The sequence below is a fragment of the Paenirhodobacter sp. YD-8 genome, from assembly GCF_056590935.1.
In genome coordinates, this window is the sequence record NZ_CM152649.1 from 395,063 (window position 1) to 414,262 (window position 19,200).

At 69.7% G+C, this 19,200-nt stretch carries 20 protein-coding genes; 8 read left to right on the top strand and 12 right to left on the bottom strand.

Annotated features, from left to right (window positions below):
- Positions 1-31: 31 nt before the first annotated feature.
- A complete protein-coding gene (gene ribA, locus AC0QTQ_RS01945) occupies positions 32-1,108 on the bottom strand; it encodes a GTP cyclohydrolase II (protein WP_480258040.1) in 1,077 nt (358 codons plus the stop codon).
- Between the two features lie 157 nt (positions 1,109-1,265).
- On the opposite strand from ribA, the gene AC0QTQ_RS01950 reads away from it, so the two are divergent.
- Complete coding sequence (locus AC0QTQ_RS01950) at positions 1,266-1,952, top strand: response regulator transcription factor (RefSeq protein ID WP_113898578.1); 687 nt, start codon at positions 1,266-1,268, stop codon at positions 1,950-1,952.
- Between the two features lie 144 nt (positions 1,953-2,096).
- On the opposite strand, the gene AC0QTQ_RS01955 is transcribed toward AC0QTQ_RS01950, so the two are convergent.
- The 10 genes from AC0QTQ_RS01955 to AC0QTQ_RS02000 all read right to left on the bottom strand — a co-directional run bounded on the left by AC0QTQ_RS01955 (position 2,097) and on the right by AC0QTQ_RS02000 (position 14,301).
- Complete coding sequence (locus tag AC0QTQ_RS01955; protein WP_121530556.1) at positions 2,097-2,444, bottom strand: DUF3775 domain-containing protein; 348 nt, start codon at positions 2,442-2,444, stop codon at positions 2,097-2,099.
- A gap of 60 nt (positions 2,445-2,504) precedes the next feature.
- Positions 2,505-3,650 (bottom strand): DNA recombination protein RmuC, encoded by a 1,146-nt coding sequence (locus AC0QTQ_RS01960; RefSeq protein ID WP_480258041.1) that lies wholly within the window; start codon positions 3,648-3,650, stop codon positions 2,505-2,507.
- Complete coding sequence (mutL, locus tag AC0QTQ_RS01965; RefSeq protein WP_480258042.1) at positions 3,647-5,551, bottom strand: DNA mismatch repair endonuclease MutL; 1,905 nt, start codon at positions 5,549-5,551, stop codon at positions 3,647-3,649. Before mutL ends, AC0QTQ_RS01960 begins: the two co-directional genes overlap by 4 nt.
- Before the next feature lie 64 nt (positions 5,552-5,615).
- Positions 5,616-6,941 carry a M16 family metallopeptidase gene (locus tag AC0QTQ_RS01970; protein ID WP_480258043.1) on the bottom strand — a complete coding sequence of 442 codons (1,326 nt, stop codon included), beginning with the start codon at positions 6,939-6,941 and terminating at the stop codon, positions 5,616-5,618.
- On the bottom strand, positions 6,938-8,335 hold the full coding sequence (locus tag AC0QTQ_RS01975; protein ID WP_480258044.1) for a M16 family metallopeptidase: 1,398 nt from the start codon (positions 8,333-8,335) through the stop codon (positions 6,938-6,940). The genes AC0QTQ_RS01970 and AC0QTQ_RS01975 overlap by 4 nt, the downstream gene beginning before the upstream one ends.
- Before the next feature lie 89 nt (positions 8,336-8,424).
- Positions 8,425-8,970 (bottom strand): DUF3035 domain-containing protein, encoded by a 546-nt coding sequence (locus AC0QTQ_RS01980; protein WP_480258045.1) that lies wholly within the window; start codon positions 8,968-8,970, stop codon positions 8,425-8,427.
- A gap of 69 nt (positions 8,971-9,039) precedes the next feature.
- Positions 9,040-9,522 carry a signal peptidase II gene (gene lspA, locus AC0QTQ_RS01985; protein WP_480258046.1) on the bottom strand — a complete coding sequence of 161 codons (483 nt, stop codon included), beginning with the start codon at positions 9,520-9,522 and terminating at the stop codon, positions 9,040-9,042.
- 60 nt (positions 9,523-9,582) lie between these two features.
- Positions 9,583-11,169 carry a bifunctional phosphoribosylaminoimidazolecarboxamide formyltransferase/IMP cyclohydrolase gene (gene purH / locus AC0QTQ_RS01990; protein WP_480258047.1) on the bottom strand — a complete coding sequence of 529 codons (1,587 nt, stop codon included), beginning with the start codon at positions 11,167-11,169 and terminating at the stop codon, positions 9,583-9,585.
- Positions 11,170-11,187: 18 nt separating this feature from the next.
- Complete coding sequence (locus AC0QTQ_RS01995) at positions 11,188-12,912, bottom strand: heparinase II/III family protein (RefSeq protein WP_480258048.1); 1,725 nt, start codon at positions 12,910-12,912, stop codon at positions 11,188-11,190.
- Between the two features lie 126 nt (positions 12,913-13,038).
- Positions 13,039-14,301, bottom strand: coding sequence for an RsmB/NOP family class I SAM-dependent RNA methyltransferase (locus tag AC0QTQ_RS02000; RefSeq protein WP_480258049.1), 1,263 nt, complete (start codon positions 14,299-14,301; stop codon positions 13,039-13,041).
- 84 nt (positions 14,302-14,385) lie between these two features.
- Between AC0QTQ_RS02000 and AC0QTQ_RS02005 the strand changes: the two genes are divergently transcribed.
- A complete protein-coding gene (locus AC0QTQ_RS02005; protein WP_113898589.1) occupies positions 14,386-14,565 on the top strand; it encodes a DUF1674 domain-containing protein in 180 nt (59 codons plus the stop codon).
- Positions 14,566-14,659: 94 nt separating this feature from the next.
- Here the strand turns inward: AC0QTQ_RS02005 and dapB are convergent, their stop codons facing one another.
- Positions 14,660-15,469 carry a 4-hydroxy-tetrahydrodipicolinate reductase gene (gene dapB, locus AC0QTQ_RS02010; protein ID WP_480258050.1) on the bottom strand — a complete coding sequence of 270 codons (810 nt, stop codon included), beginning with the start codon at positions 15,467-15,469 and terminating at the stop codon, positions 14,660-14,662.
- A 104-nt stretch (positions 15,470-15,573) separates the two neighbouring features.
- Here dapB and rbfA point away from each other — a divergent pair, with 104 nt between their 5' ends.
- The 6 genes from rbfA to rpsO all read left to right on the top strand — a co-directional run bounded on the left by rbfA (position 15,574) and on the right by rpsO (position 19,097).
- The gene (gene rbfA, locus AC0QTQ_RS02015; protein ID WP_121530546.1) at positions 15,574-16,014 is read left to right on the top strand and encodes a 30S ribosome-binding factor RbfA; all 441 of its coding nucleotides are present in this window, start codon (positions 15,574-15,576) and stop codon (positions 16,012-16,014) included.
- The gene (locus AC0QTQ_RS02020) at positions 15,989-16,744 is read left to right on the top strand and encodes a phosphodiester glycosidase family protein (protein WP_480258051.1); all 756 of its coding nucleotides are present in this window, start codon (positions 15,989-15,991) and stop codon (positions 16,742-16,744) included. The genes rbfA and AC0QTQ_RS02020 overlap by 26 nt, the downstream gene beginning before the upstream one ends.
- A gap of 51 nt (positions 16,745-16,795) precedes the next feature.
- On the top strand, positions 16,796-17,707 hold the full coding sequence (truB, locus tag AC0QTQ_RS02025; RefSeq protein ID WP_480258052.1) for a tRNA pseudouridine(55) synthase TruB: 912 nt from the start codon (positions 16,796-16,798) through the stop codon (positions 17,705-17,707).
- On the top strand, positions 17,704-18,225 hold the full coding sequence (locus AC0QTQ_RS02030; RefSeq protein ID WP_121530543.1) for a DUF1643 domain-containing protein: 522 nt from the start codon (positions 17,704-17,706) through the stop codon (positions 18,223-18,225). The genes truB and AC0QTQ_RS02030 overlap by 4 nt, the downstream gene beginning before the upstream one ends.
- Before the next feature lie 146 nt (positions 18,226-18,371).
- Positions 18,372-18,674 carry a hypothetical protein gene (locus AC0QTQ_RS02035; protein WP_480258053.1) on the top strand — a complete coding sequence of 101 codons (303 nt, stop codon included), beginning with the start codon at positions 18,372-18,374 and terminating at the stop codon, positions 18,672-18,674.
- 153 nt (positions 18,675-18,827) lie between these two features.
- The gene (gene rpsO / locus AC0QTQ_RS02040; protein WP_121530541.1) at positions 18,828-19,097 is read left to right on the top strand and encodes a 30S ribosomal protein S15; all 270 of its coding nucleotides are present in this window, start codon (positions 18,828-18,830) and stop codon (positions 19,095-19,097) included.
- Positions 19,098-19,200: the final 103 nt, after the last annotated feature.

The window sequence follows — 19,200 nt, forward strand, 5'->3', positions numbered from 1 at the left end:
CGCCTGCGCGGTGTCAGGCGCCCCGGCGCGCTCACAGGATATGGCCCGACTTCGCCGCCTTTGTCGCCAGATAGGCGGCGTTGTGGCGGCTGAGGCCCACCTTCAGCGGCACGCGTTCCACCACCTCGATGCCATTCGCCTCGAGCATCCGCACCTTGGCGGGGTTGTTGGTCAGCAGCCGCACCTTCGAGAAGCCGAGCTTCTTCAGCAGCGCCGCGCCGATGCGGAAGTCGCGCTCGTCATCCTCGAAGCCGAGGCGGTGGTTCGCCTCGACGGTGTCGAAGCCCTGGTCCTGCAGGTCATAGGCGCGCATCTTGTTGGCAAGGCCGATGCCGCGGCCTTCCTGGTTGAGGTAGAGCAGGATTCCCGCCCCCTCGTGCCCCATCTGCGTCAGCGCGGCATCAAGCTGCGGCCCGCAGTCGCATTTCAGCGAGCCGAGCACGTCGCCGGTGAAGCAGGCCGAATGCAGCCGGGCCAGCACCGGCTGGGAGCGGTCGGGCGAGCCGATCTCGACGGCGTAATGCTCCTCGCCGCCATCGTCGGGGCGGAAGATATGGAGCCGCCCCTTTTCGGCCGCGCGCATCGGCACGCGGGCGGCCGAGACCGGGGCAAGCACCGCGGCGGCCGAGATCTCGCGCAGCACCTCGGCAGCGTCGAGCGTGGTCAACCCCTCGGGCGCCGGATCGGGAAGCGGGGCAAGCAGCGCCGCGGGCAGCAGCTGCGACGTCTTGGCCAAGGCGATCGCGGCGCGGGCAAGGGTGGCGTCGCCCTCGCGGCGGCTTGTCAGCGGCCCTTTCATCGGTATGCGCAGGTCGTCGGCCGGATCGGCGATCGCCCGCAGCCAGGCAAGATCGGCGTCCGCGGGCACCACGATCCGGGCGAGGTCATTGTCATAGACGCGGGCCTTCAGCGTCTCGGCGCGCCAGGAGGTGATGGCGAGGGTGAGCGGGCCGAGCGTGGCAAGCGCCGCCAGCCGCTCGGGGCTCAGCGTCTCGATCGCCACGGCAAGCTGCCCCGACAGCACCACGGGCAACCCCATGCGCAGGTCGGCGCGGGCACGGTTCAGGCGTTCGGCGGCAGTCGGGCCAAGGGAGAAGGGCGTCATCATGGCCCAAGAGATAGCGATGCCTGAAACAAATTGAAACATGGCGCGGTGCTGCGACACGAGCGCGTGAGAAAGATTTCACGCCCCTTGCCGTTCGCGTGATCGGGCATCAGCTTTGCACCGAACGCAGGACACCGACAGAAACGGAGGCCCGAACAAGATGGCTGGACTGAAAAAGATCCTTCTGGTGGACGACGATACCGATCTGCGCGAGGCGCTGGCCGAGCAGCTGGTCGCCACCGAGGATTTCGAGGTGTACGAGGCGGGCTCGGGCGCCGAGGCGGTGGAGAAGGCGAAGGAAGCGCTCTATGACCTTGTGGTGCTGGATGTCGGCCTGCCCGACACCGACGGGCGCGAGCTGTGCAAGAAGCTGCGCAAGCAGGGGGTGAAATGCCCGATCGTGATGCTGACCGGGCATGACACCGACGCCGACACCATCCTTGGCCTCGACAGCGGCGCGAATGACTACGTGACGAAGCCGTTCAAGTTCCCGGTGCTTCTGGCGCGTCTGCGCGCGCAGCTGCGCACGCATGAACAGTCGGAAGACGCGGTGTTCCAGCTTGGCCCGTATACCTTCAAGCCAGCGATGAAGATGCTGGTCGATGCCAAGGATCGCAAGATCCGGCTGACCGAGAAGGAAACCAACATCCTCAAGTTCCTCTACCGCGCCACCGATGGCGTGGTGCCGCGCGATGTGCTGCTGCACGAGGTCTGGGGCTATAACGCCGGGGTCACCACCCACACGCTCGAAACCCACATCTACCGGCTGCGGCAGAAGATCGAGCCCGATCCGCAGAATGCGCGGCTTCTGGTGACGGAATCGGGTGGCTACCGGCTGGTGGCGTAAGCGATGAGGGCGGGGGTTTCACACCCCCGCACCCCCGTGAGGTATTTGAGGCAAGATGAAAGAGACATGGTTTTTCATCTTGCCTCAAATACCTCGGGGTGAATTCGCCGCAGGCGAAGAGGGGCAGCGCCCCTCGATCCGCGTTCAGACGGAGGGGTCGATGCCTTCCTCGGCTTCCTCGAGGCTGATATCGAGCGCGTTCAGGCCGTCTTCGAGGTAATCGGCCAGCATCGGCACGCCGAGCAGGTAATCCTCGGTCGGAGCGCTCGCCTCGGCCTTGGCGGTCTCCCAGGCCTCGTCGAATTCGCTCGCGTCAAAGGTCTCGCGGCCGATCCACATGATCGCGGTCAGCGCCGCCTGCTCGTCCTCGTTCAGCGACGCGATGAAGGCGCGCAGCTCGCGGCCCTGGCCCGAGCCGGGAATGTCGGCGTCGAACTTGCGGGCGCGGATGATGACATGGGCGACTTTGGACGGGCTGATCGGCAGCTGCATGGAGACCTCCTGTGGTCTTGCAGTGTCGCCCCAGACGGCGGCGGGCGCAAGGCGCATCTGTCAGGGCAGCAGCCCCGGGGGGCGCGTCACATCAGCGCCGGGGGCAAGCTCCTCGAAGTCGAAATTGTCGAGCCGATGCGCGCGTTTTCCGGCCTTGTCGGCGGAGATCCGGATCTCCTCGATGTCCTTCGCGGCCTGCGAGAAATGCCGGTCGAGGTTGCCCACGCGCTGGCCGAGCCGGTCGATATCGGCGTAAAGCGCGGCCAGCTCCTGGCGGATCGCGCCGGCCTGCTCGCGCATCCGCGCGTCCTTCAGCACCGCGCGCATGGTGTGCAGCGTCGCCATGCAGGTGGTCGGAGAGACGATCCAGACCTTCGCCGCAAAGCCCTCGCGCACCAGTTCCGGGAAATTCGCGTGCAGCTCGGCATAGACCGCCTCGGAGGGGAGGAACATCAGCGCACTGTCGGCGGTCTCGCCCTGCACGATGTAGCGCTCCGCGATCGCGCGGATATGGGCGCGCACGGCGATGCGCATCATCCGCTGTGCCTCGATCAGGGCGCTTTGGCTTTTCGCGCGGCGCAGCGCCTCGTAGGCCTCGAGCGGGAACTTGCTGTCGATCACGATCGGGCCGGGCGGGTTCGGCATGTGGATGAGGCAATCCGCCCGCCGCCCGTTCGAGAGTGTCGCCTGCATCGTGTAGCTGTCGGCGGGCAGCGCCTTCAGCACGATGTCATGCAGCTGGATCTCGCCGAAGGCGCCGCGGGTCTGCTTGTTCGACAGGATGTCCTGCAGGCCCAGCACGTCGCCCGACAGCTTCTCGATATTCGCCTGCGCCTTGTCGATCGCGACAAGGCGTTGCTGCAGGTCGCCGAGCGAGCGCGCGGTGCGGGTGGCGGTGCCGTGCAGGCTTTCGGTCATCGCCCGGTTCACCTCGGCCAGCCGTGCCTCCATCAGCTGCAGCACCCGCGCCTGGCTTGCCGCCTGCGCCTCGGAGACGTGGTGGAGCCCGCCGGCAAGCTGGTGCTGCCCGTCCGAGAGCGCCTGCACCCGGCCGCCAAGCGCGGTGAGCTGCGCCACCAGCGGATCGAGCGCGCGGGCCGAGCGGCCGGCGGCGCGCAGCACCAAGAGCAGCAGCACGACGACCAGCGCCGCGCCGCCGAGCCCGGCGAGGACCAGCGGATCATTCAGGGCGGGGAGCGTCGTCATGTCCGTCCGAACAGCCGTTCGATGTCGCTCAGCTTCAGCTCGACATAGGTCGGTCGGCCGTGGTTGCATTGGCCCGACAGCGGCGTCGCCTCCATCTCGCGCAGCAGCGCGTTCATCTCGTCCACCCGCATCCGCCGGCCCGAGCGGATCGAGCCGTGGCAGGCCATGCGCGACAGCACCGCGTCGATCTTCGCCAGCACCAGCTCGCTGTCGCCAAGGTCCGAGAGTTCGTCGAGCACGTCGCGCAGCAGTGCCTCGGCGTTGATCTCGCCCAGAATCGCCGGGGTCTCGCGCACCGCGATCGCCGAGCCGCCGAAGGGCTCGATCGTCAGGCCAAGGCGGGTGAGATCGTCGGCGGCTTCCAGAAGCCGCGCCGCGTCGGCGGGCGAAAGCTCGACGATCTCGGGGATCAGCAGCGCCTGCGCGGCGACGCCCTTCTCGGCCATCTGCCGTTTCAACCGCTCGTAGACCAGCCGTTCATGCGCGGCGTGCTGATCGACGATGACGATGCCGCGCTCGGTCTGGGCGATGATGTAATTCTCGTGCACCTGGGCGCGGGCGGCGCCGAGGGGGGCGTGGGTCAGCGCCTCGTCCTGCGCGGGCGGCACCTCGGCGCGCGCGCTTGGCGCGTCGTAGAGGACGGGCTCGGGCGGCCAGGCGGGGGCAGCGAAGGGGGCCGGGGCCTCGGCAAGGCCGGGCTCGGGCGCGGGCATCAGCGGCATCTGCGCGGCATAACTCGTGCGCATCGCGCCAAGGCTCGGCCGGTCCATCTGATAGACCCGCGGCGGCATCTGCGCGGGTTCGGGCCGCATCGCGCCGAGCGTCGCGGTGGCGACGGTCGAGGAGGCGCGGTGCCCGGCCTCGGCCAGGGCGTGGCGGATCGCGGTGACGATTAGCCCGCGCGGGATGCCAGATTCGCGGAAACGGACCTCGGCCTTCGCCGGATGCACGTTGACGTCGACGCGCTCGGGATCGCAGCCGAGGAACAGCACCGCCGCCGGGTGGCGGTCGCGGCTGAGCACGTCCATGTAGGCCGCCCGCAGCGCGCCCAGAAGCATCTTGTCGCGCACCGGGCGGCCGTTCACGAACAGGAACTGCTCGACCGCGGCGCCGCGCGAATAGGTGGGCAGGGCCGCATAGCCGGTCAGGCGGATGCCCTCGCGTTCGGCATCGAGCGGCAGGGCATTGTCGCTGAAGGCGCGGCCGAGCACGCGGCCAAGCCGGCCGGCGAGCGCGCCGAAGAGCTCGCCCTGTTCGGCATCGGCGCGGAAGATCTCGCGCCCCTCGCCGCCGCCCGAGACGTCGCGCAGGGTGAAGCTGACATAGGGTTCGGCCATCGCCAGCCGCTTCACCGCATCGGCGATGGCGCCGGCCTCGGCGCGGTCGGTGCGCATGAACTTGAGCCGCGCCGGGGTGGCGAAGAACAGATCGCGCAGCTCGACCACCGTGCCGCGGTTCAGCGCCGCGGGCCTGACCGCGCCGATCTGCCCGCCCGCGACGGTGATCGCCGCCGCCTCGAACCCCTCGGCGCGCGAGGTGATGGTCAGCCGGCCGACGGCGCCGAGCGAGGGCAGCGCCTCGCCGCGGAAGCCGAAGGTGTGGATGTTCAGAAGGTCCGAGCCGTCGATCTTCGAGGTGGCATGCCGGCTCATCGCCAGCGGCAGATCCTCGGCGGTCATGCCGCAGCCGTCGTCGGTGATCCGGATCAGCGTCTTGCCGCCGTCGGCATAGGCGATGTCGACGCGCCGCGCCCCGGCGTCGAGCGCGTTCTCGACCAGCTCCTTCACCGCCGAGGCAGGGCGTTCGACCACCTCGCCGGCCGCGATCCGGTTCGCCGCGGCGTCGTCAAGCTGCCGGATGACCGGGCGTTCGAGGCTGATCTGGGGGGGCTGTGCGTTCATTCCACAAGGGATAGCACAGCCCCGGGGCGAGCCCAATTGATTCGGGCGCGTCCCGGGGCCGGGCTCAGTTCAGGCCGACGGGCTTGCCCACCACCACGAAGCGCAGCGCATCGGCATCGAGCAGCCGCTTCGCCACGCGGGCGATGTCGTCCTTCGTCACCGCGTTCACCTTGTCGTTGCGGGTCGCGATGTAGTCGATCGGCATGTGGCCGAGCTGCATGCCGGCGAGGATGTCGGCGATGTTCGCATTGCCGTCGAAGCGCAGCGGATAGGCGCCGGTCAGGTAGGTCTTGGCGTCCTCGAGTTCCTTGTCGCTGACCGTGCCGGTCGCGGCTTTCGCCCATTCCTGCTTCACCAGCGTCACCGCCTCGGCCACCTTGTCATTGGCCGAGGCGAAGCCGCCCTGCCAGGTCTCGGACAGGTCCTTCGGCACCAGATAGGTGTAGATGCCATAGGTCAGTCCGCGCTTCTCGCGCACCTCGTCCATCAGCCGCGAGGAGAAGCCGCCGGCGCCGAGGATCTGGTTCAGCACATAGGCCGGGAAGAAGTCGGGGTCGTCCATCGCCAGCCCCTTCTGGCCGAACATCACCACCGATTGCGGGCTGTCCCAGTCGACGGTGGTGATGCCGCCGGTCAGCTTCAGCTCGGCCTTGGGCGGCATCGGCGCGCCGGTCGCAGGCAGATCGCCGAGCAGCCGGTCAAGCATCTGGCCAAGCGCCTCGGGGGTGATGTCGCCGACCGCCGAGACGACCAGCCGGTCCTTCGCCATCACCCGCGCCTTGGCGTCGAACAGATCCTCGCGGGTCAGCGCCTTGACGCTGTCTTCCGTGCCGTTGAGCGAGCTGCCATAGGGGTGATCGCCCCAGGCGAGCTTGCGGAAGGTCTTGCCGGCGATGGCGTTCGGGTCCTTCGCGTCCGAGGCGAGGATCGAGAGCACCTGGCCGCGCACCCGGTCGACCGAGGCCTGATCGAAATGCGGATCGGTCAGCGCGCCGCGCAAGAGTTCCACCGCCTTGTCGCGGTTCTCGCTCAGCATCCGGGCCGAGACCGACAGCGTGTCGTCGTCGACGTCGAAGCCGAATTTCGCCGCCAGCGCCTCCTGCGCGGCGGCAAAGCCCTGGCTGTCGAGATCGGCCGAGCCTTCCTCGAGCGTCGCGGTCATCAGGTTGATCGCGCCGCGCTTGCCCTCGGCATCGAGCGAGGCACCGCCGCGAAAGCGGATCTCGAGCGCGGTGAAGGGGATGTCATGCGCCTCGACCAGCCAGGCCTTGATGCCGCCGGGCGAGGTCACTTCCTCGATGTCGAGTGCCTGCGCCGGCACCGAGAAGAGAAGCGCCGCAAGGGTCAGCGCGGCAAGGCGCAGCGGGGTAGACAGAACCACGCGGATCATTGCGTCACCTCCTGGGTGGCGGGCAGCGAGACGGGGGCATCGGGGGCGGGGGGCGGCGCGTCCTTCGGCCGCTCGACATAGCCCGTCACCGAATCGGCGGGGGTCAGCACCTCGCGCGCGGCGGCCATCACGTCATCGGCAGTGACCGACATCAGCACGTCGGGCCAGCTTTGCACGTCCTCGACCGAAAAGCCCGAGGCCAGCGCCTCGCCATATTGCTGGGCGAGGCCCTGCGCATCGTCCTGCTGATAGATCTGCGCGGCGCGGATCTGGGTGCGGATGCGCTCGAACTGCGCCGGGTCGATGCCTTCCTTCAGGAACTCGTTCAGCGCCGCGTCAAGCGCCGCCTCGGCCTCGGGCAGGGCGACGTCCTGCGCCGGCATCAGCGCGATCGAGAAGGTGGTCTTGTCGATCGACATGCCGTCGTAGAAGGCCGAGGCATAGATCGCATCGCCCTTGTCGAAGACCAGCTTGCGCGACAGCACCGAGGTCTGCGGATTGCCGCCGAGGATCTCGGCCAGCATCGTCAGCGCCGCGGCCTTCTTCTGGTCGCCCGGGTTGCGCTCGGTCGCGAGATAGGAGCGGCTCAGATAGGGCTGTGCCACGCGGTCGTCGGTGAAGGTCAGCCGGCGCGCGGCAAGCTGCGGCGGCTCCTGCGGGCGGACACGCGGCGGGATGTCGTCAGAGGGCGCAAGGGGGCCGTAATATTCGGTGGCGAGGGTCTTCACCTCGTCCGGCGTGACATCGCCCGCCACCACCAGCACGGCGTTGTTCGGCGCATAGAAGCGGCGATACCAGGCCAGCGCGTCGTCGCGGGTCAGCTGCTCCATCTCCTGGCGCCAGCCGATCACCGGCGTGCCATAGGGGCTGTTGAGGAATTGCGCGGCGCGCGACTGCTCGCCGAAGAGCGCGCCCGGATCGCTGTCGGTGCGCTGCGCGCGCTCGGCCAGAATCACGTCCCGCTCGGTCTGCCAGTCGTCGGGCGAGATCTTCAGATGCCGCATCCGGTCGGCTTCCATCTTCATCACCAGCGGCAGACGGTCGGCGGCGATGCGCTGGAAATAGGCGGTGTAGTCATAGGAGGTGAAGGCGTTGTCCGAGCCGCCATTCGCCGCCACGGTCTTCGACAGCTCCCCCGCCGCCATCGTGTCGGTGCCCTTGAACATCAGGTGTTCGAGGTAATGCGCGATGCCCGAGCGGCCGCGCTGCTCGTCGGCGGAGCCTGCCTTGTACCAGACCATCTGCACCACAACCGGGGCGCGGTGATCCTCGATCACCACGGCCTCGAGGCCATTGGGCAGGGTGAAATGGCTGACAGGGGCGGCCTCGGCCGCAAGGGCGGAGGCCTGGAAGACGGCGAAGGCCGCGAAAGCGGTGGCAAGCGATGCGCGCATGGGCTCCTCGTTGATGACGGGCGAACTTTACGTCGCCCGTCGCACGAGGCAACCGCCGATGCGCCGAAAAACGCGGAGTTGAACGGGTGTTACGGCAGCGCCTGCTGTGCCACGCCCGAGGGCGGGGCGGCCGGCGTGGTCAGGCCGAGCCGGCGCCAGCGTTCGAGTTCCGCCTCCTGGTTCAGCGCCATCGGCCGGTAGGCCTTGTAATAGACGTTGACGCTGAGCATCCGCTCGAGCAGGCGGCCGTCGTTCTTCTTGCGGTATTCGTAATCGGCCGCGGCCAGCTCCTGGCGGATGCCGGCATCGGTGCCGTAACGGCCCGCCCGCGCGACCAGCGCGCCATCGCCCGCAGGCACGCCCTTGCCGGCGACCGGCGGCTTGCCGCCAAGCGCGGTGACCGCGTCGGCCACGGGGGTCGGATCGGTGATGTTGCTGCCGCCCGGCGTCGGTGCCGGCAGCTCGGTCAGGCTCTCGGGCATCTGCAGCGGCTTCGTCGGCAGGATGCCGAATTCGTCCGGGCCGTTGGTGGTCGAACGCAGGTGCATCAGCTCCGGCGTGCGGTTCGAGGAACAGCCGGCCGCCAGCAGGGCAATCGCGAGTGCGATCCCGATCTTGCCGAAAGACCCGTGCATGAAGCTCTCCCTCACCGTTTCGATCCCGTCTTAGCCTATCGCCTTGCGTCCGTCACGCCCTGATCGGCGTCAGCGGCGGCGTTTCGCCCCCGTCTCGCCCGACAGGAAGACAAGCCCCACCGCGCCGACGAAGATCGCGATATCGGCGACGTTGAAGGAGAAGGGGTTGCGCCAGAAGGGCAGCGACATGTTCAGGAAATCGGCCACCGCGCCATAGAGGAGCCGGTCGATCACATTGCCGAGCGCGCCGCCGATCAGCAGCCCCGCCGACACCCGCAGCCCGCGCCCCGCCGCGCCGTCACGCGCGATCCAGCGCCAGACCCAGACGACGATGACAAGCGCCAGCGCGATCAGCCCCCAGCGGGTGAGCGCATCCTCGCCCGCAAAGAGGCCGAAGTTCACGCCCTGGTTCCAGGCCATGCGGAAGTTGAGCCAGGGCGGCAACACCTCGATCGCCCCCACCCGGTCGAGCCCCATCAGGTGCACGACCACGTATTTCGAGATCTGGTCGACGATCAGCACCGCCGCCGCAATCCAGGCTGTCAGCCGCATCCGCGCTCCTGTCTCCGCTGTCGGAAAGGCCCGCGCCGCAGGGCACGGGCCGGGGTCGTGTCAGTGGCGGAAGTGCCGCATGCCGGTGAACACCATGGCCAGGCCACGTTCGTTCGCCGCATCGATCACTTCCTGGTCGCGCATCGAGCCGCCGGGCTGGATCACGCAGGTGGCGCCCGCCTCGACCGCCTCGAGCAGGCCGTCGGCGAAGGGGAAGAAGGCGTCCGAGGCGACGGCCGCGCCCTTGGCCGGGCTTTCGGCAAGGCCCACGGCCTTCGCCATCCGCTCGGCCTTCTTCGCGGCGATCATCGCGCTGTCGACGCGGCTCATCTGGCCGGCGCCGACGCCGACGGTCTGGCCCGCCTTGGCATAGACGATGGCGTTCGACTTGACGTGCTTGGCGACCTTCCAGGCAAAGAGCAGATCCTTCAGCTCTTCCTCGGACGGGGCGCGCTCGGTCACCACCTTGAGGTCATCGAGGGTGATGTCGCCGTTGTCCTTGCCCTGCACGAGGAAGCCGCCCGCCACCTGGCGATAGGTGGTGATCTCGGCCTTCGGGTCGGGCAGCGCGCCGGTCACCAGCAGCCGCACGTTCTTCTTCTTCGCCACGACCGCCTTCGCCGCCTCGTCGACGGCGGGGGCGATGATGACCTCCGAGAAGACCTCGGTGATCGCCTCGGCGGTTTCCGCGTCGAGCGTCTGGTTCAGCGCGATGATGCCGCCGAAGGCCGAGGTGCGGTCGCAGTCGAAGGCGCGCTTGTATGCGTCGAGCAGGCTGGTGCCGGTGGCGACGCCACAGGGGTTGGCATGCTTGATGATCGCGCAGGCCGGGGTCTCGGTGCCGAATTCGGCAACGAGTTCGAAGGCCGCGTCGGTGTCGTTGATGTTGTTGTAGGACAGTTCCTTGCCCTGCAGCTGCTGCGCCGTGGCAACGCCCGGACGGTTCGTGCCGTCGAGGTAGAAGGCTGCCTTCTGGTGCGGGTTTTCGCCATAGCGCAGGGTCTGGGCGAGGGTGCCGGCAAAGGCGCGCCGGCGCGGCGTGTCCTCGTGGATCGCGCCGGCCATCCAGGTGCTGACCGCCGCGTCATAGGCCGCGGTGCGGGCATAGGCGATCTGCGCGAGGTTCTGGCGGAACTCGTAGCTGGTGGCGCCGTCCTGCGCGTCCAGTTCCTTCAGCACCGCCGCGTAATCCTGCACGTCGACCACGGTGGCGACGAAGGCGTGGTTCTTCGAGGCGGCGCGGATCATCGCCGGCCCGCCGATGTCGATGTTCTCGATGCAGGTCTCGTAATCGGCGCCCTTGGCGACGGTTTCCTCGAACGGGTAGAGGTTGACGACGAGCAGGTCGATCGCCTCGATGTCATGGGCGGCCATCGCGGCGAGGTGTTCCTCGTTGTCGCGCAGCGCAAGCAGGCCGCCATGCACCTTCGGGTGCAGCGTCTTCACCCGGCCGTCCATCATCTCGGGGAAGCCCGTCACCTCGGCCACGTCGCGCACGCTCAGCCCGGCCTCGCGCAGCGCCTTGGCGGTGCCGCCGGTCGACAGCAGCTCGACGCCACGGGCGGCAAGCGCGCGGGCAAAGTCGATCAGCCCGGTCTTGTCGGAGACGGAGATCAGGGCGCGGGTGAGGGGGACGTTTCTGGTCACGGCTGGCAGTCCTTATGCTCAGAGGTCGATTGGCGCATCGGCAATGGTGTCGCGGATGGCGGCGGGGGTATCCTGTGCCTTGGCCAAGGTCCAGCCGATTTGGACGGCATGGTCATAGAGGCGGCCGGAAAGCACGATCTGACGGGTGGCGCGCGGCCGCAGCCGGCCCTTTTCCAGGTAGACCGAGGGGGCGAGGCTGAGATCGACCGGGGCGTCGAAGCGGAACACCCAGATCTCGCCCGATTTCAGCGCCATCGAGACCGCCCATCCGCCCATGTCGAGCGCGGCGTCGACATCGGGGTGCAGATGGAAGCGGACCTGGAAGGGGATGCCGCGCATCCCCTCGCGCTCGAACACGGTGTCGAAGCGCTTGCGGTCGGCGGTGATCATCGCGCCGAGCGTGTCCTCGCCGCGCAGGGTGCGGCCGTCGGGGCTCAGCTCGAGCTCGCGCACATGGGTCAGCCCGTGCGTCGGCACATAGCCGTCATGGCCGAAGAGCGCGTGGCGCGCCGGGTCGCTTTCGGGCCGCATCCAGACCTCGCGCGGGGTCTCGTCGAGCCAGGTGCGGGTGGTGGTGCCGAAGCGGCGTTCGGGGCCGAGCCGCGACGAGGAATAGCCCTCGATCGCCAGCGTCGAATGGCTGTCGGTGGCGCGTCCCGCGCGCGCCCATTCCGGCCCGAACAGCCGGCCCGAGCCGCAGTTGACGATCAGCGGCCGGCGCCCCGAGGTCAGCTCGAAGGCCAGCGTCGAGGCATGGGCATTGGCCGAGGCCTCGCCCTGCGGCGGGGCGGCGGCATCGAGGATGAGCGTGGTGCGCCCGGCGTGGAGCCGCGCAAAGCCCATGGCCAGGCCCGGCCGCGCCGGCGCCCGCGCGCCCGAGGCGCCAAGCGCGGTATCAAGCCGCCCCTCGGCCCCGCGGCCGCCGCCATGGAAGCGGGCAAGCCCGCCATCGGCATGGCGCAGCGCGCGCAGGGTGGGGGCGATGCGGGCGATGGCATCGCGATGGGCCTGCGCCGGGGTGCGGCCGGCGGCGGTCAGCGCATCGGCGGCCCAGATCAGCAGGGTGAAGACCTCGAGCAGCTCCTCGGGGTTGCGGGTGGCGATGCCGCCCGTGGCGTCGATCTGGCTGGCGCAGTCGCGCGCCAGCGCCTCTTCGGCGGGGCCGGCAAGGCGGTCCATCCCGCTCAGCGCGAGCCCGGCATAGATCAGCCCGGTCAGCGCCTCGAAACGCGGCAGGCCGGGTGCGGCCGAGTGCCAGCGCCGCGCGAGGAACAGCGTCTGCTGCGAGAGCGCGCGGAAGAAGAGCTCCGAGGCGGCGCGGTCGCGGCCGTTCAGGATCAGGAGCGCGTGGTTGATCATCCGGATCAGCCGCCGCCCGGTCAGCTCGGGCGTCCAGCCCGGGCCCTTGCCCGCGCCATAGCGCGCGATCCAGTCGAAGACCCAGTCCTGCGCCCGCTCGCGCGCGGCGCGGTCGCCGACAGCGGCAAGGTCGTCGAGCCAGGTGCAGCCCTGCAGCTCTTCCTCGAAGGAGGGATCCGGCATCGGCAGATCCCAGATCTTCAGCCCCGGCCCCTCGATCAGGTAGCCCGCGAACAGGAAGTTGCCGGCAATCAGCTGCCGTCCGCGGGCGAAGGAGCCGATGGTGCGCGGTTCGGGGTGGCTGGCAAAGCCGGTCGCCGGGCGGGCGCGGGTGGCGCGCAGCACGGCCAGCCGGTCGAGCGTGCCTGCCCACCGTCCGCGCATCCCGTTGCTGCCCGTGCCCTGTTTCGTGCCCGTCATGGTTGTCGCGGACTCAGCCCGTCTCTGCCTGTCGAAGTCGCGCGCACCATAGTGCGGGGGGCGGCGGCTGTCATCGGCGTTTTCCGGGGCTCAGGCGGGCCGGCGCAGGCGGGCGATGAAGAAGCCGTCCATGCCGCCACGCTCGGGCCAGAAGTCGGGCCGCAGCCGCAGCGCGCCGCTGTCCGTGTGCCAGGCGGGCTCGATGCCGGGCAGGTCGGGCGCCTCGACGCTGAGCTCGGGGTGACGCTCCCACAGGCCGGCAAGCTGCGCCTCGCCCTCTTCGGGCAGCAGCGAGCAGGTGCAGAAGACCAGCACCCCGCCCGGCGCGACGAGCTCGAGCGCGCGCTCGATCAGCGCGGTCTGCAGCGCGAAAAGCGGCTTGATCCCGGCCGCATCCTTGACGAAGGGCAGGTCGGGGTGGCGCCGGATCGTGCCGGTGGCCGAGCAGGGGGCATCCAGAAGCACGGCGTCGAAGGGCGCCGGGGGCTGCCATTCGAGCGCGTCGGCGGTGACGGTCTCGGCCTTCAGGCCGCAGCGGGCGAGGTTCTCGCGCACCCGTTCCATCCGCGCGGGCGAGATGTCGAGCGCGGTGACCTCGGCCCCCATGGCGGCGAGTTGCAGTGTCTTGCCGCCGGGCGCGGCGCAGAGGTCCAGCACCCGCGTGCCGGGGGCGGGGGCCAGCACCTTCGCCGCCATCGCCGCCGCCGCGTCCTGCACCCACCAGGCGCCCTCGGCATAGCCCGGAAGCTCCGAGATCTGCATGCCGGGGGCAAGCCGCAGCGAGCCGGTGGGCAGCAGCGTCGCACCGAGCCGCCCGGCCCAGCCCTCGGCATCCGCCTTGACGCTCAGATCGACCGGCGCGCCGGCAAGATGCGCGGCCTCCATGTGCTGCACCGCAACCTTGCCCCAGGCCGACATCAGCCGGCCGCGCAGCCAGCCCGGCAGGGCGGGCTCGGGCAGGCGCGCCCAGCGGTCGGTCTCGGCCGCGACCTTGCGCAGCACGGCATTGACGAGACCGGCATAGCCCTCGGTCCGCCGGCCGCCGGCATGGGTCAGCTCGACCGCGGCGCTGACCACGCCATGCGCCTCGCCACCGGTGCAGAGCTCGACCGTGGCAAGCCGCAGCAGTGCGCGCAGATCGGCGGGGGGCGCCTTGCGCAGATGCGGCTTCAGCATTGCATCGGCGCGCGGCAGGGCGCGCAGCGTGGCGATGGCAAGCCGCTGCGCCCGGGCGCGGTCGGGCGGCGCAAGGCCCTCGAGCACGCTCGCCTGTTCGGCAAGTGTCTCGTGCGCCTCGGTCACCCCGGCGATCAGTGCCGCGGCCGCGCGGCGCGCAAGGTCGATGCCGGCCATGGCTGCCCTCCTGAGCTTTCTTGTTCCGTGTCGAGGGGCGGCCTATAACAAGCGCCGTGCCCTGACAAGGAAACGGAGGTCGCGATGAGCGAAGAGCCGAAGAAGGAACTGCCCGCCGCCGCGCTGCGCGCGCTGGCCGAGGCGGAGGAACGGCGCAAGGCCGACAAGGGGCTGGGCCTGCCGCCCGAGCTGGGTGGCCGCGAGGGGCCCGAACCGGTGCGCTATGGCGATTGGGAGAAGAAGGGGCTCGCCATCGACTTCTGAGCCGATGGCGGCGGCGTCGGTGGGGCGCTGCCCCGCCGAGGCAAGGCCTCGGCCCCCCGAGGTATTTTCGGCCAGGATGAACGGCGCGGGCGGCTTACAGCCCGAGCACGTCCATCATGTCATACTGGCCGGGCTTGCGGTCCAGCCCCCAGAGCGCGGCCTTGAGCGCGCCACGGGCGAAGATCGCGCGGTCGGTGGCGATATGGCGCAGCACGATCCGCTCGCCCGCCGTCGCGAAGATCACGTCATGCTCGCCGACGATGTCGCCGCCGCGGATCGAGGAGAAGCCGATCGCGCCCGGCTTGCGCGCGCCGGTGATGCCGTCGCGACCCGATTCGCGGTTGTCCTCGAGCGAGATGCCGCGGCCCGCGGCCGCCGCCTCGCCCAGCATCAGCGCCGTGCCCGAGGGCGCGTCGACCTTGCGGTTGTGATGCGCCTCGACGATCTCGACGTCCCACTCGGCATCGAGCGCCTCGGCCACCTTGCGGGTCAGCACGGTGAGCAGGTTGACGCCGAGGCTCATGTTGCCGGCGCGGATCTGTGCGCAATGGCGCGCGGCCGGGGCGAGCGCCTCGATCTGTTCCTTCTCGAAGCCGGTGGTGCCGATCACATGCACGCAGCGCGCCTGCGCGGCGATCTTCGCGAAGGCGAGGGTGGCGGCGGGGGTGGTGAAGTCGATCACCGCCTTGGCGCCGGCAAAGGCGGTCAGCGGGTCGTCGGTGACGGTGACCCCCATCGGCGCGGTGCCGAAACAGGTGCCGAGATCGCGGCCGATCCAGTCGTGACCGCTGCGCACGACCGCGCCGGCGAGGCGGGCCTTGCCCGAGGCGGTGATGACCTCGGCCAGCATCCGGCCCATCCGGCCCGAGACCCCGGTGACGACGATACCCGGCAGATCGCTCATGAAACCCTCCTGTTTTGCCGCGTTCTAGCCCGTTGCGGCGGGCTTGGCAAAGGCTCGAGACACTCCTTGTTGCGGGGGCGCGCACAAGGCACTATGTGCGGGTCATGGCAAAGAACCGTTTTTCCTCGGGCGATGGCCCTTCGCAACGTCAGCTCCGCGTCGGCGAGCTGATCCGGCGCACCCTGTCGGACGTGCTGATCCGTGGCGAGGTGCACGATCCCGACCTCAACCGGATCTCGATCACCGTGGGCGAGGTGCGTCCCTCGGCCGACCTGAAGGTGGCGACGGTCTATGTCGCGCCGCTGGGCGGCACGCTCGGCGGCGAGACCGCCGAGGCGATGCTCGCGGCACTGCGCCGCCACACCGGCGAGTTGCGCCACCATGTCGCCAAGGCGATGACGCTGAAATACGCGCCCGACCTGCGCTTCCGGCTGGACGAGACCTTCGACCGGCTGGACGAGACGCGGCGGATGTTCTCGGACGAGACGGTGCAGCGCGACATTGCGCAGCGCGACGACGATGAAGACGAAGACGATCTGGGCTAGCCTGTTCGCCGCGCTGGCGCTCATTGTGCCGCGCGTCGCGCTGGCCGCGGATCCGTGCCGGACGCAGGAGTTCGAGGGCATCCCCTTCTCGGTCTGCGAAGCGCGGGCGGGCGATGACATCCGGCTGTGGCTGAAGGACGGAACCGGCGCGCTGATCGGCACGCCCGAGCGGTTGCGGGCGCAGCTCGCCCCAAGCGAGCGGCTGGTCTTCGCGATGAACGCCGGCATGTATGCGCCCGACCGGCATCCGGTGGGGCTGTACATCGAGAACGGCGTCGAGGCACGGCCGATCGTCACCGCCGAGGGGCCGGGGAATTTCGGCCTGCTGCCGAATGGCGTCTTCTGCATCGGCGAGCGGCTGCGGGTGATCGAGAGCCGCGCCTTTGCCGCGGCGCCGCCGGCGTGCCGCTTTGCCACCCAGTCGGGGCCGATGCTGGTGATCGACGGGGCGCTGCATCCGCGCTTCCTGCCCGACAGCGACAGCACCAATATCCGCAACGGCGTCGGGGTCTCGGCCGAGGGCGACCGGGCCTGGTTCGTGATCTCGGACCGCCCCGTCACCTTCCACCGCTTCGCCCGCTTCTTCCGCGACGTGCTGGGCGCGCGCGATGCGCTTTATCTCGACGGCTCGATCTCGCGGCTGATCGTGCCGGCCGAGGGGCGCGCCGATCTCGGCCTGCCGATGGGGCCGATCGTCGGCATGGTGGCGCCCGTCGACGGGCAAGATTGACCCCGGTCCCGCTTCGCGTTAGCAGGCGGGCCTTCTGAGACGGAGGGCATGATGGGCCGCAAGAAGGGACGCGACATCTCGGGCTGGGTCGTGATCGACAAGCCGGCGGGGGTGACCTCGACCTCGGTCGTGGGCAAGGTGCGCTGGGCGTTCGACGCGAAGAAGGCGGGGCATGCGGGCACGCTCGATCCGGCGGCGACCGGGGTGCTGGCCGTCGCGCTGGGCGAGGCGACGAAGACCGTGCCCTATGTCACCGATGCGCTGAAATCCTATCGCTTTCAGGTCCGGCTGGGTGCCGCCACCACCACCGACGATGCCGAGGGTGCGGTGCTCGAGACCTCGGATCTGCGCCCGACCGATGTCGAGATCGAGGAGGCCTTGAAGGCGTTCCGCGGCGACATCGAGCAGGTGCCGCCGCAGTTTTCCGCGGTGAAGGTCGAGGGCGAGCGCGCCTATGATCTGGCGCGCGAGGGCGAGGTGATGGATCTTGCCGCCCGTCCGCTCTGGGTCGAGAGCCTCGATTTCGTCGCCCGACCCGACCGCGACACCGTTGAACTGGAGATGGTCTGCGGCAAGGGCGGCTATGTCCGCTCGATCGCGCGCGACCTGGGGCGGGCGCTTGGCTGTCTGGGCCATGTGCTGTGGCTGCGCCGCGACTGGGCCGGCCCGTTCCGTGCCGAGGCGGGGCTGAGCCTTGATGAGGTCGACCGGCTGGCCCGCACGCCGGAACTTGAAAACCACCTGCTGCCGCTCGAATACGGGCTGGCCGATCTGCCCGAGGTGCGGGCGACGGCCGAGGGCGCGGTGCGGCTGTCGCATGGCAATCCGGGGCAGGTGATCGCCCGCGATGTCGAGTTCGGCGAGGAGGCCTGGGCCAGCTTCGAGGGTCGCGCGGTGGCGGTCGGGCGCTACATGGGCGGCGAGCTGCACCCCGCACGCGTGTTCAACACCGCCGGGTCATGATCACCCGCAGCCACATCAAGGGCGATGCCCCCTCGGTCGCGGTCTATTCGGATTGCGAGCACTACCGCTATTTGCTCACCCGGGTCTGGGACGAGACCCGGCCGCGCGCGCTTTTCGTGATGCTGAACCCCTCGACCGCGACCGAGGTGCAGAATGACCCGACCGTCGAGCGCTGCGAGCGGCGGGCGCGGACGCTGGGCTTCGGCGCCTTCCGGGTGACGAACATCTTCGCCTGGCGTGCCACCGACCCGAAGGAGATGCGCGCGCAGCCCGATCCGGTCGGGCCCGAGAACGATGCGGCGATCCGGGCGAGCGTCGACTGGGCCACGGGCGCGGGGGCGAAGATCGTCTGCGCCTGGGGCGCGCATGGCGCGCATCTGGACCGCGGCGCGGCGGTCGAGCGGCTTCTGCGCGCGACCGGGCGCGAGCTGTGGCACCTCGGCCTGACCAAGGCCGGCGCGCCGAAGCATCCGCTCTACATCGGCTATGACCGCCAGCCGGAACTCTGGCCGCGCTGAGCCGTTCACCTTCGGTCAGGGATTTCGCGCCTAAGCTGACGGCGGTGCGGGCGGGGCCCGGGGCCGCAGGCTTGTGCGGGGGGTGGAAAGCGGTGACAGTGGCAAGATCACGGCGACGGGCGGGGCGCGCGGAGGCGCAGACGCGGATGATCGGGGCGGAAAGCGACAGCCAGGACCAGACCGGCGGCGAGCTTTTCGCGCTCGGCGACTGGATCGACCCGCGCGACCCCGCGACGATTTCCGATTATGACGCCTGGGAGGATCAGATCGTCGTCGTCTATGACCCCGATGCGGGCGTGGCGCCGCGGCTGAGCATCGAGCCGTCCGAGACCCACGGCGCCGCCTGGGTGGTGCTGAATGGCACGCGGCTGGCCGAGGTGCTGGGGGCCGGAAGCCTTGCCGCGCAGGATGTGCTGCTGCTCACCCCGGCCGAATTCGCCCATTTCTGAGCCGGCGCGGGTTTTGCCCTTCCTTTTCGGGCGATTCTCGCCTATAGGCGCGCATCCGTCCGCCGGTCCTCGGTCCGGGAACGGATGCCTCCACGGGCCTTGCTGGACGACATCCCGGCTCGCGCCATCACCCTTTTGACACAGGAGATCCCGATGTCGATCACCGTCGAAGACAAGAACCGCCTGATGAAGGAATTCGCCACCAAAGAAGGCGATACCGGTTCCCCCGAAGTCCAGGTTGCGCTGCTGTCGAAGCGCATCGCCAACCTGACCGAGCACTTCAAGATGCACAAGAAGGACAACCACTCGCGTCGTGGCCTTCTGATGCTCGTCGCGCAGCGCCGCAAGCTGCTCGACTACCTGAAGAAGAAGGACGAGTCGCGCTACGCCACGCTGATCGAGCGTCTCGGCCTGCGCCGCTGATCCTGTTCTGACCGGATTGCAGACGTCCGTCTCGAAAGAGGCGGGCGTTTTGCATTGCGCGGCGGTTCCGGGGTGCGGCGCGGTTCCGGGCCGTGCCGCACAT

Coding starts and splice junctions, on each gene's coding strand:
- ribA (WP_480258040.1), bottom strand. CDS start 1,108: ATGATGACGCCCTTCTCCCTTGGCCCGACTGCCGCCGAACGCCTGAAC.
- AC0QTQ_RS01950 (WP_113898578.1), top strand. CDS start 1,266: ATGGCTGGACTGAAAAAGATCCTTCTGGTGGACGACGATACCGATCTG.
- AC0QTQ_RS01955 (WP_121530556.1), bottom strand. CDS start 2,444: ATGCAGCTGCCGATCAGCCCGTCCAAAGTCGCCCATGTCATCATCCGC.
- AC0QTQ_RS01960 (WP_480258041.1), bottom strand. CDS start 3,650: ATGACGACGCTCCCCGCCCTGAATGATCCGCTGGTCCTCGCCGGGCTC.
- mutL (WP_480258042.1), bottom strand. CDS start 5,551: ATGAACGCACAGCCCCCCCAGATCAGCCTCGAACGCCCGGTCATCCGG.
- AC0QTQ_RS01970 (WP_480258043.1), bottom strand. CDS start 6,941: ATGATCCGCGTGGTTCTGTCTACCCCGCTGCGCCTTGCCGCGCTGACC.
- AC0QTQ_RS01975 (WP_480258044.1), bottom strand. CDS start 8,335: ATGCGCGCATCGCTTGCCACCGCTTTCGCGGCCTTCGCCGTCTTCCAG.
- AC0QTQ_RS01980 (WP_480258045.1), bottom strand. CDS start 8,970: ATGCACGGGTCTTTCGGCAAGATCGGGATCGCACTCGCGATTGCCCTG.
- lspA (WP_480258046.1), bottom strand. CDS start 9,522: ATGCGGCTGACAGCCTGGATTGCGGCGGCGGTGCTGATCGTCGACCAG.
- AC0QTQ_RS01995 (WP_480258048.1), bottom strand. CDS start 12,912: ATGCGCGGACGGTGGGCAGGCACGCTCGACCGGCTGGCCGTGCTGCGC.
- AC0QTQ_RS02000 (WP_480258049.1), bottom strand. CDS start 14,301: ATGGCCGGCATCGACCTTGCGCGCCGCGCGGCCGCGGCACTGATCGCC.
- AC0QTQ_RS02005 (WP_113898589.1), top strand. CDS start 14,386: ATGAGCGAAGAGCCGAAGAAGGAACTGCCCGCCGCCGCGCTGCGCGCG.
- dapB (WP_480258050.1), bottom strand. CDS start 15,469: ATGAGCGATCTGCCGGGTATCGTCGTCACCGGGGTCTCGGGCCGGATG.
- rbfA (WP_121530546.1), top strand. CDS start 15,574: ATGGCAAAGAACCGTTTTTCCTCGGGCGATGGCCCTTCGCAACGTCAG.
- AC0QTQ_RS02020 (WP_480258051.1), top strand. CDS start 15,989: ATGAAGACGAAGACGATCTGGGCTAGCCTGTTCGCCGCGCTGGCGCTC.
- truB (WP_480258052.1), top strand. CDS start 16,796: ATGGGCCGCAAGAAGGGACGCGACATCTCGGGCTGGGTCGTGATCGAC.
- AC0QTQ_RS02030 (WP_121530543.1), top strand. CDS start 17,704: ATGATCACCCGCAGCCACATCAAGGGCGATGCCCCCTCGGTCGCGGTC.
- AC0QTQ_RS02035 (WP_480258053.1), top strand. CDS start 18,372: ATGATCGGGGCGGAAAGCGACAGCCAGGACCAGACCGGCGGCGAGCTT.
- rpsO (WP_121530541.1), top strand. CDS start 18,828: ATGTCGATCACCGTCGAAGACAAGAACCGCCTGATGAAGGAATTCGCC.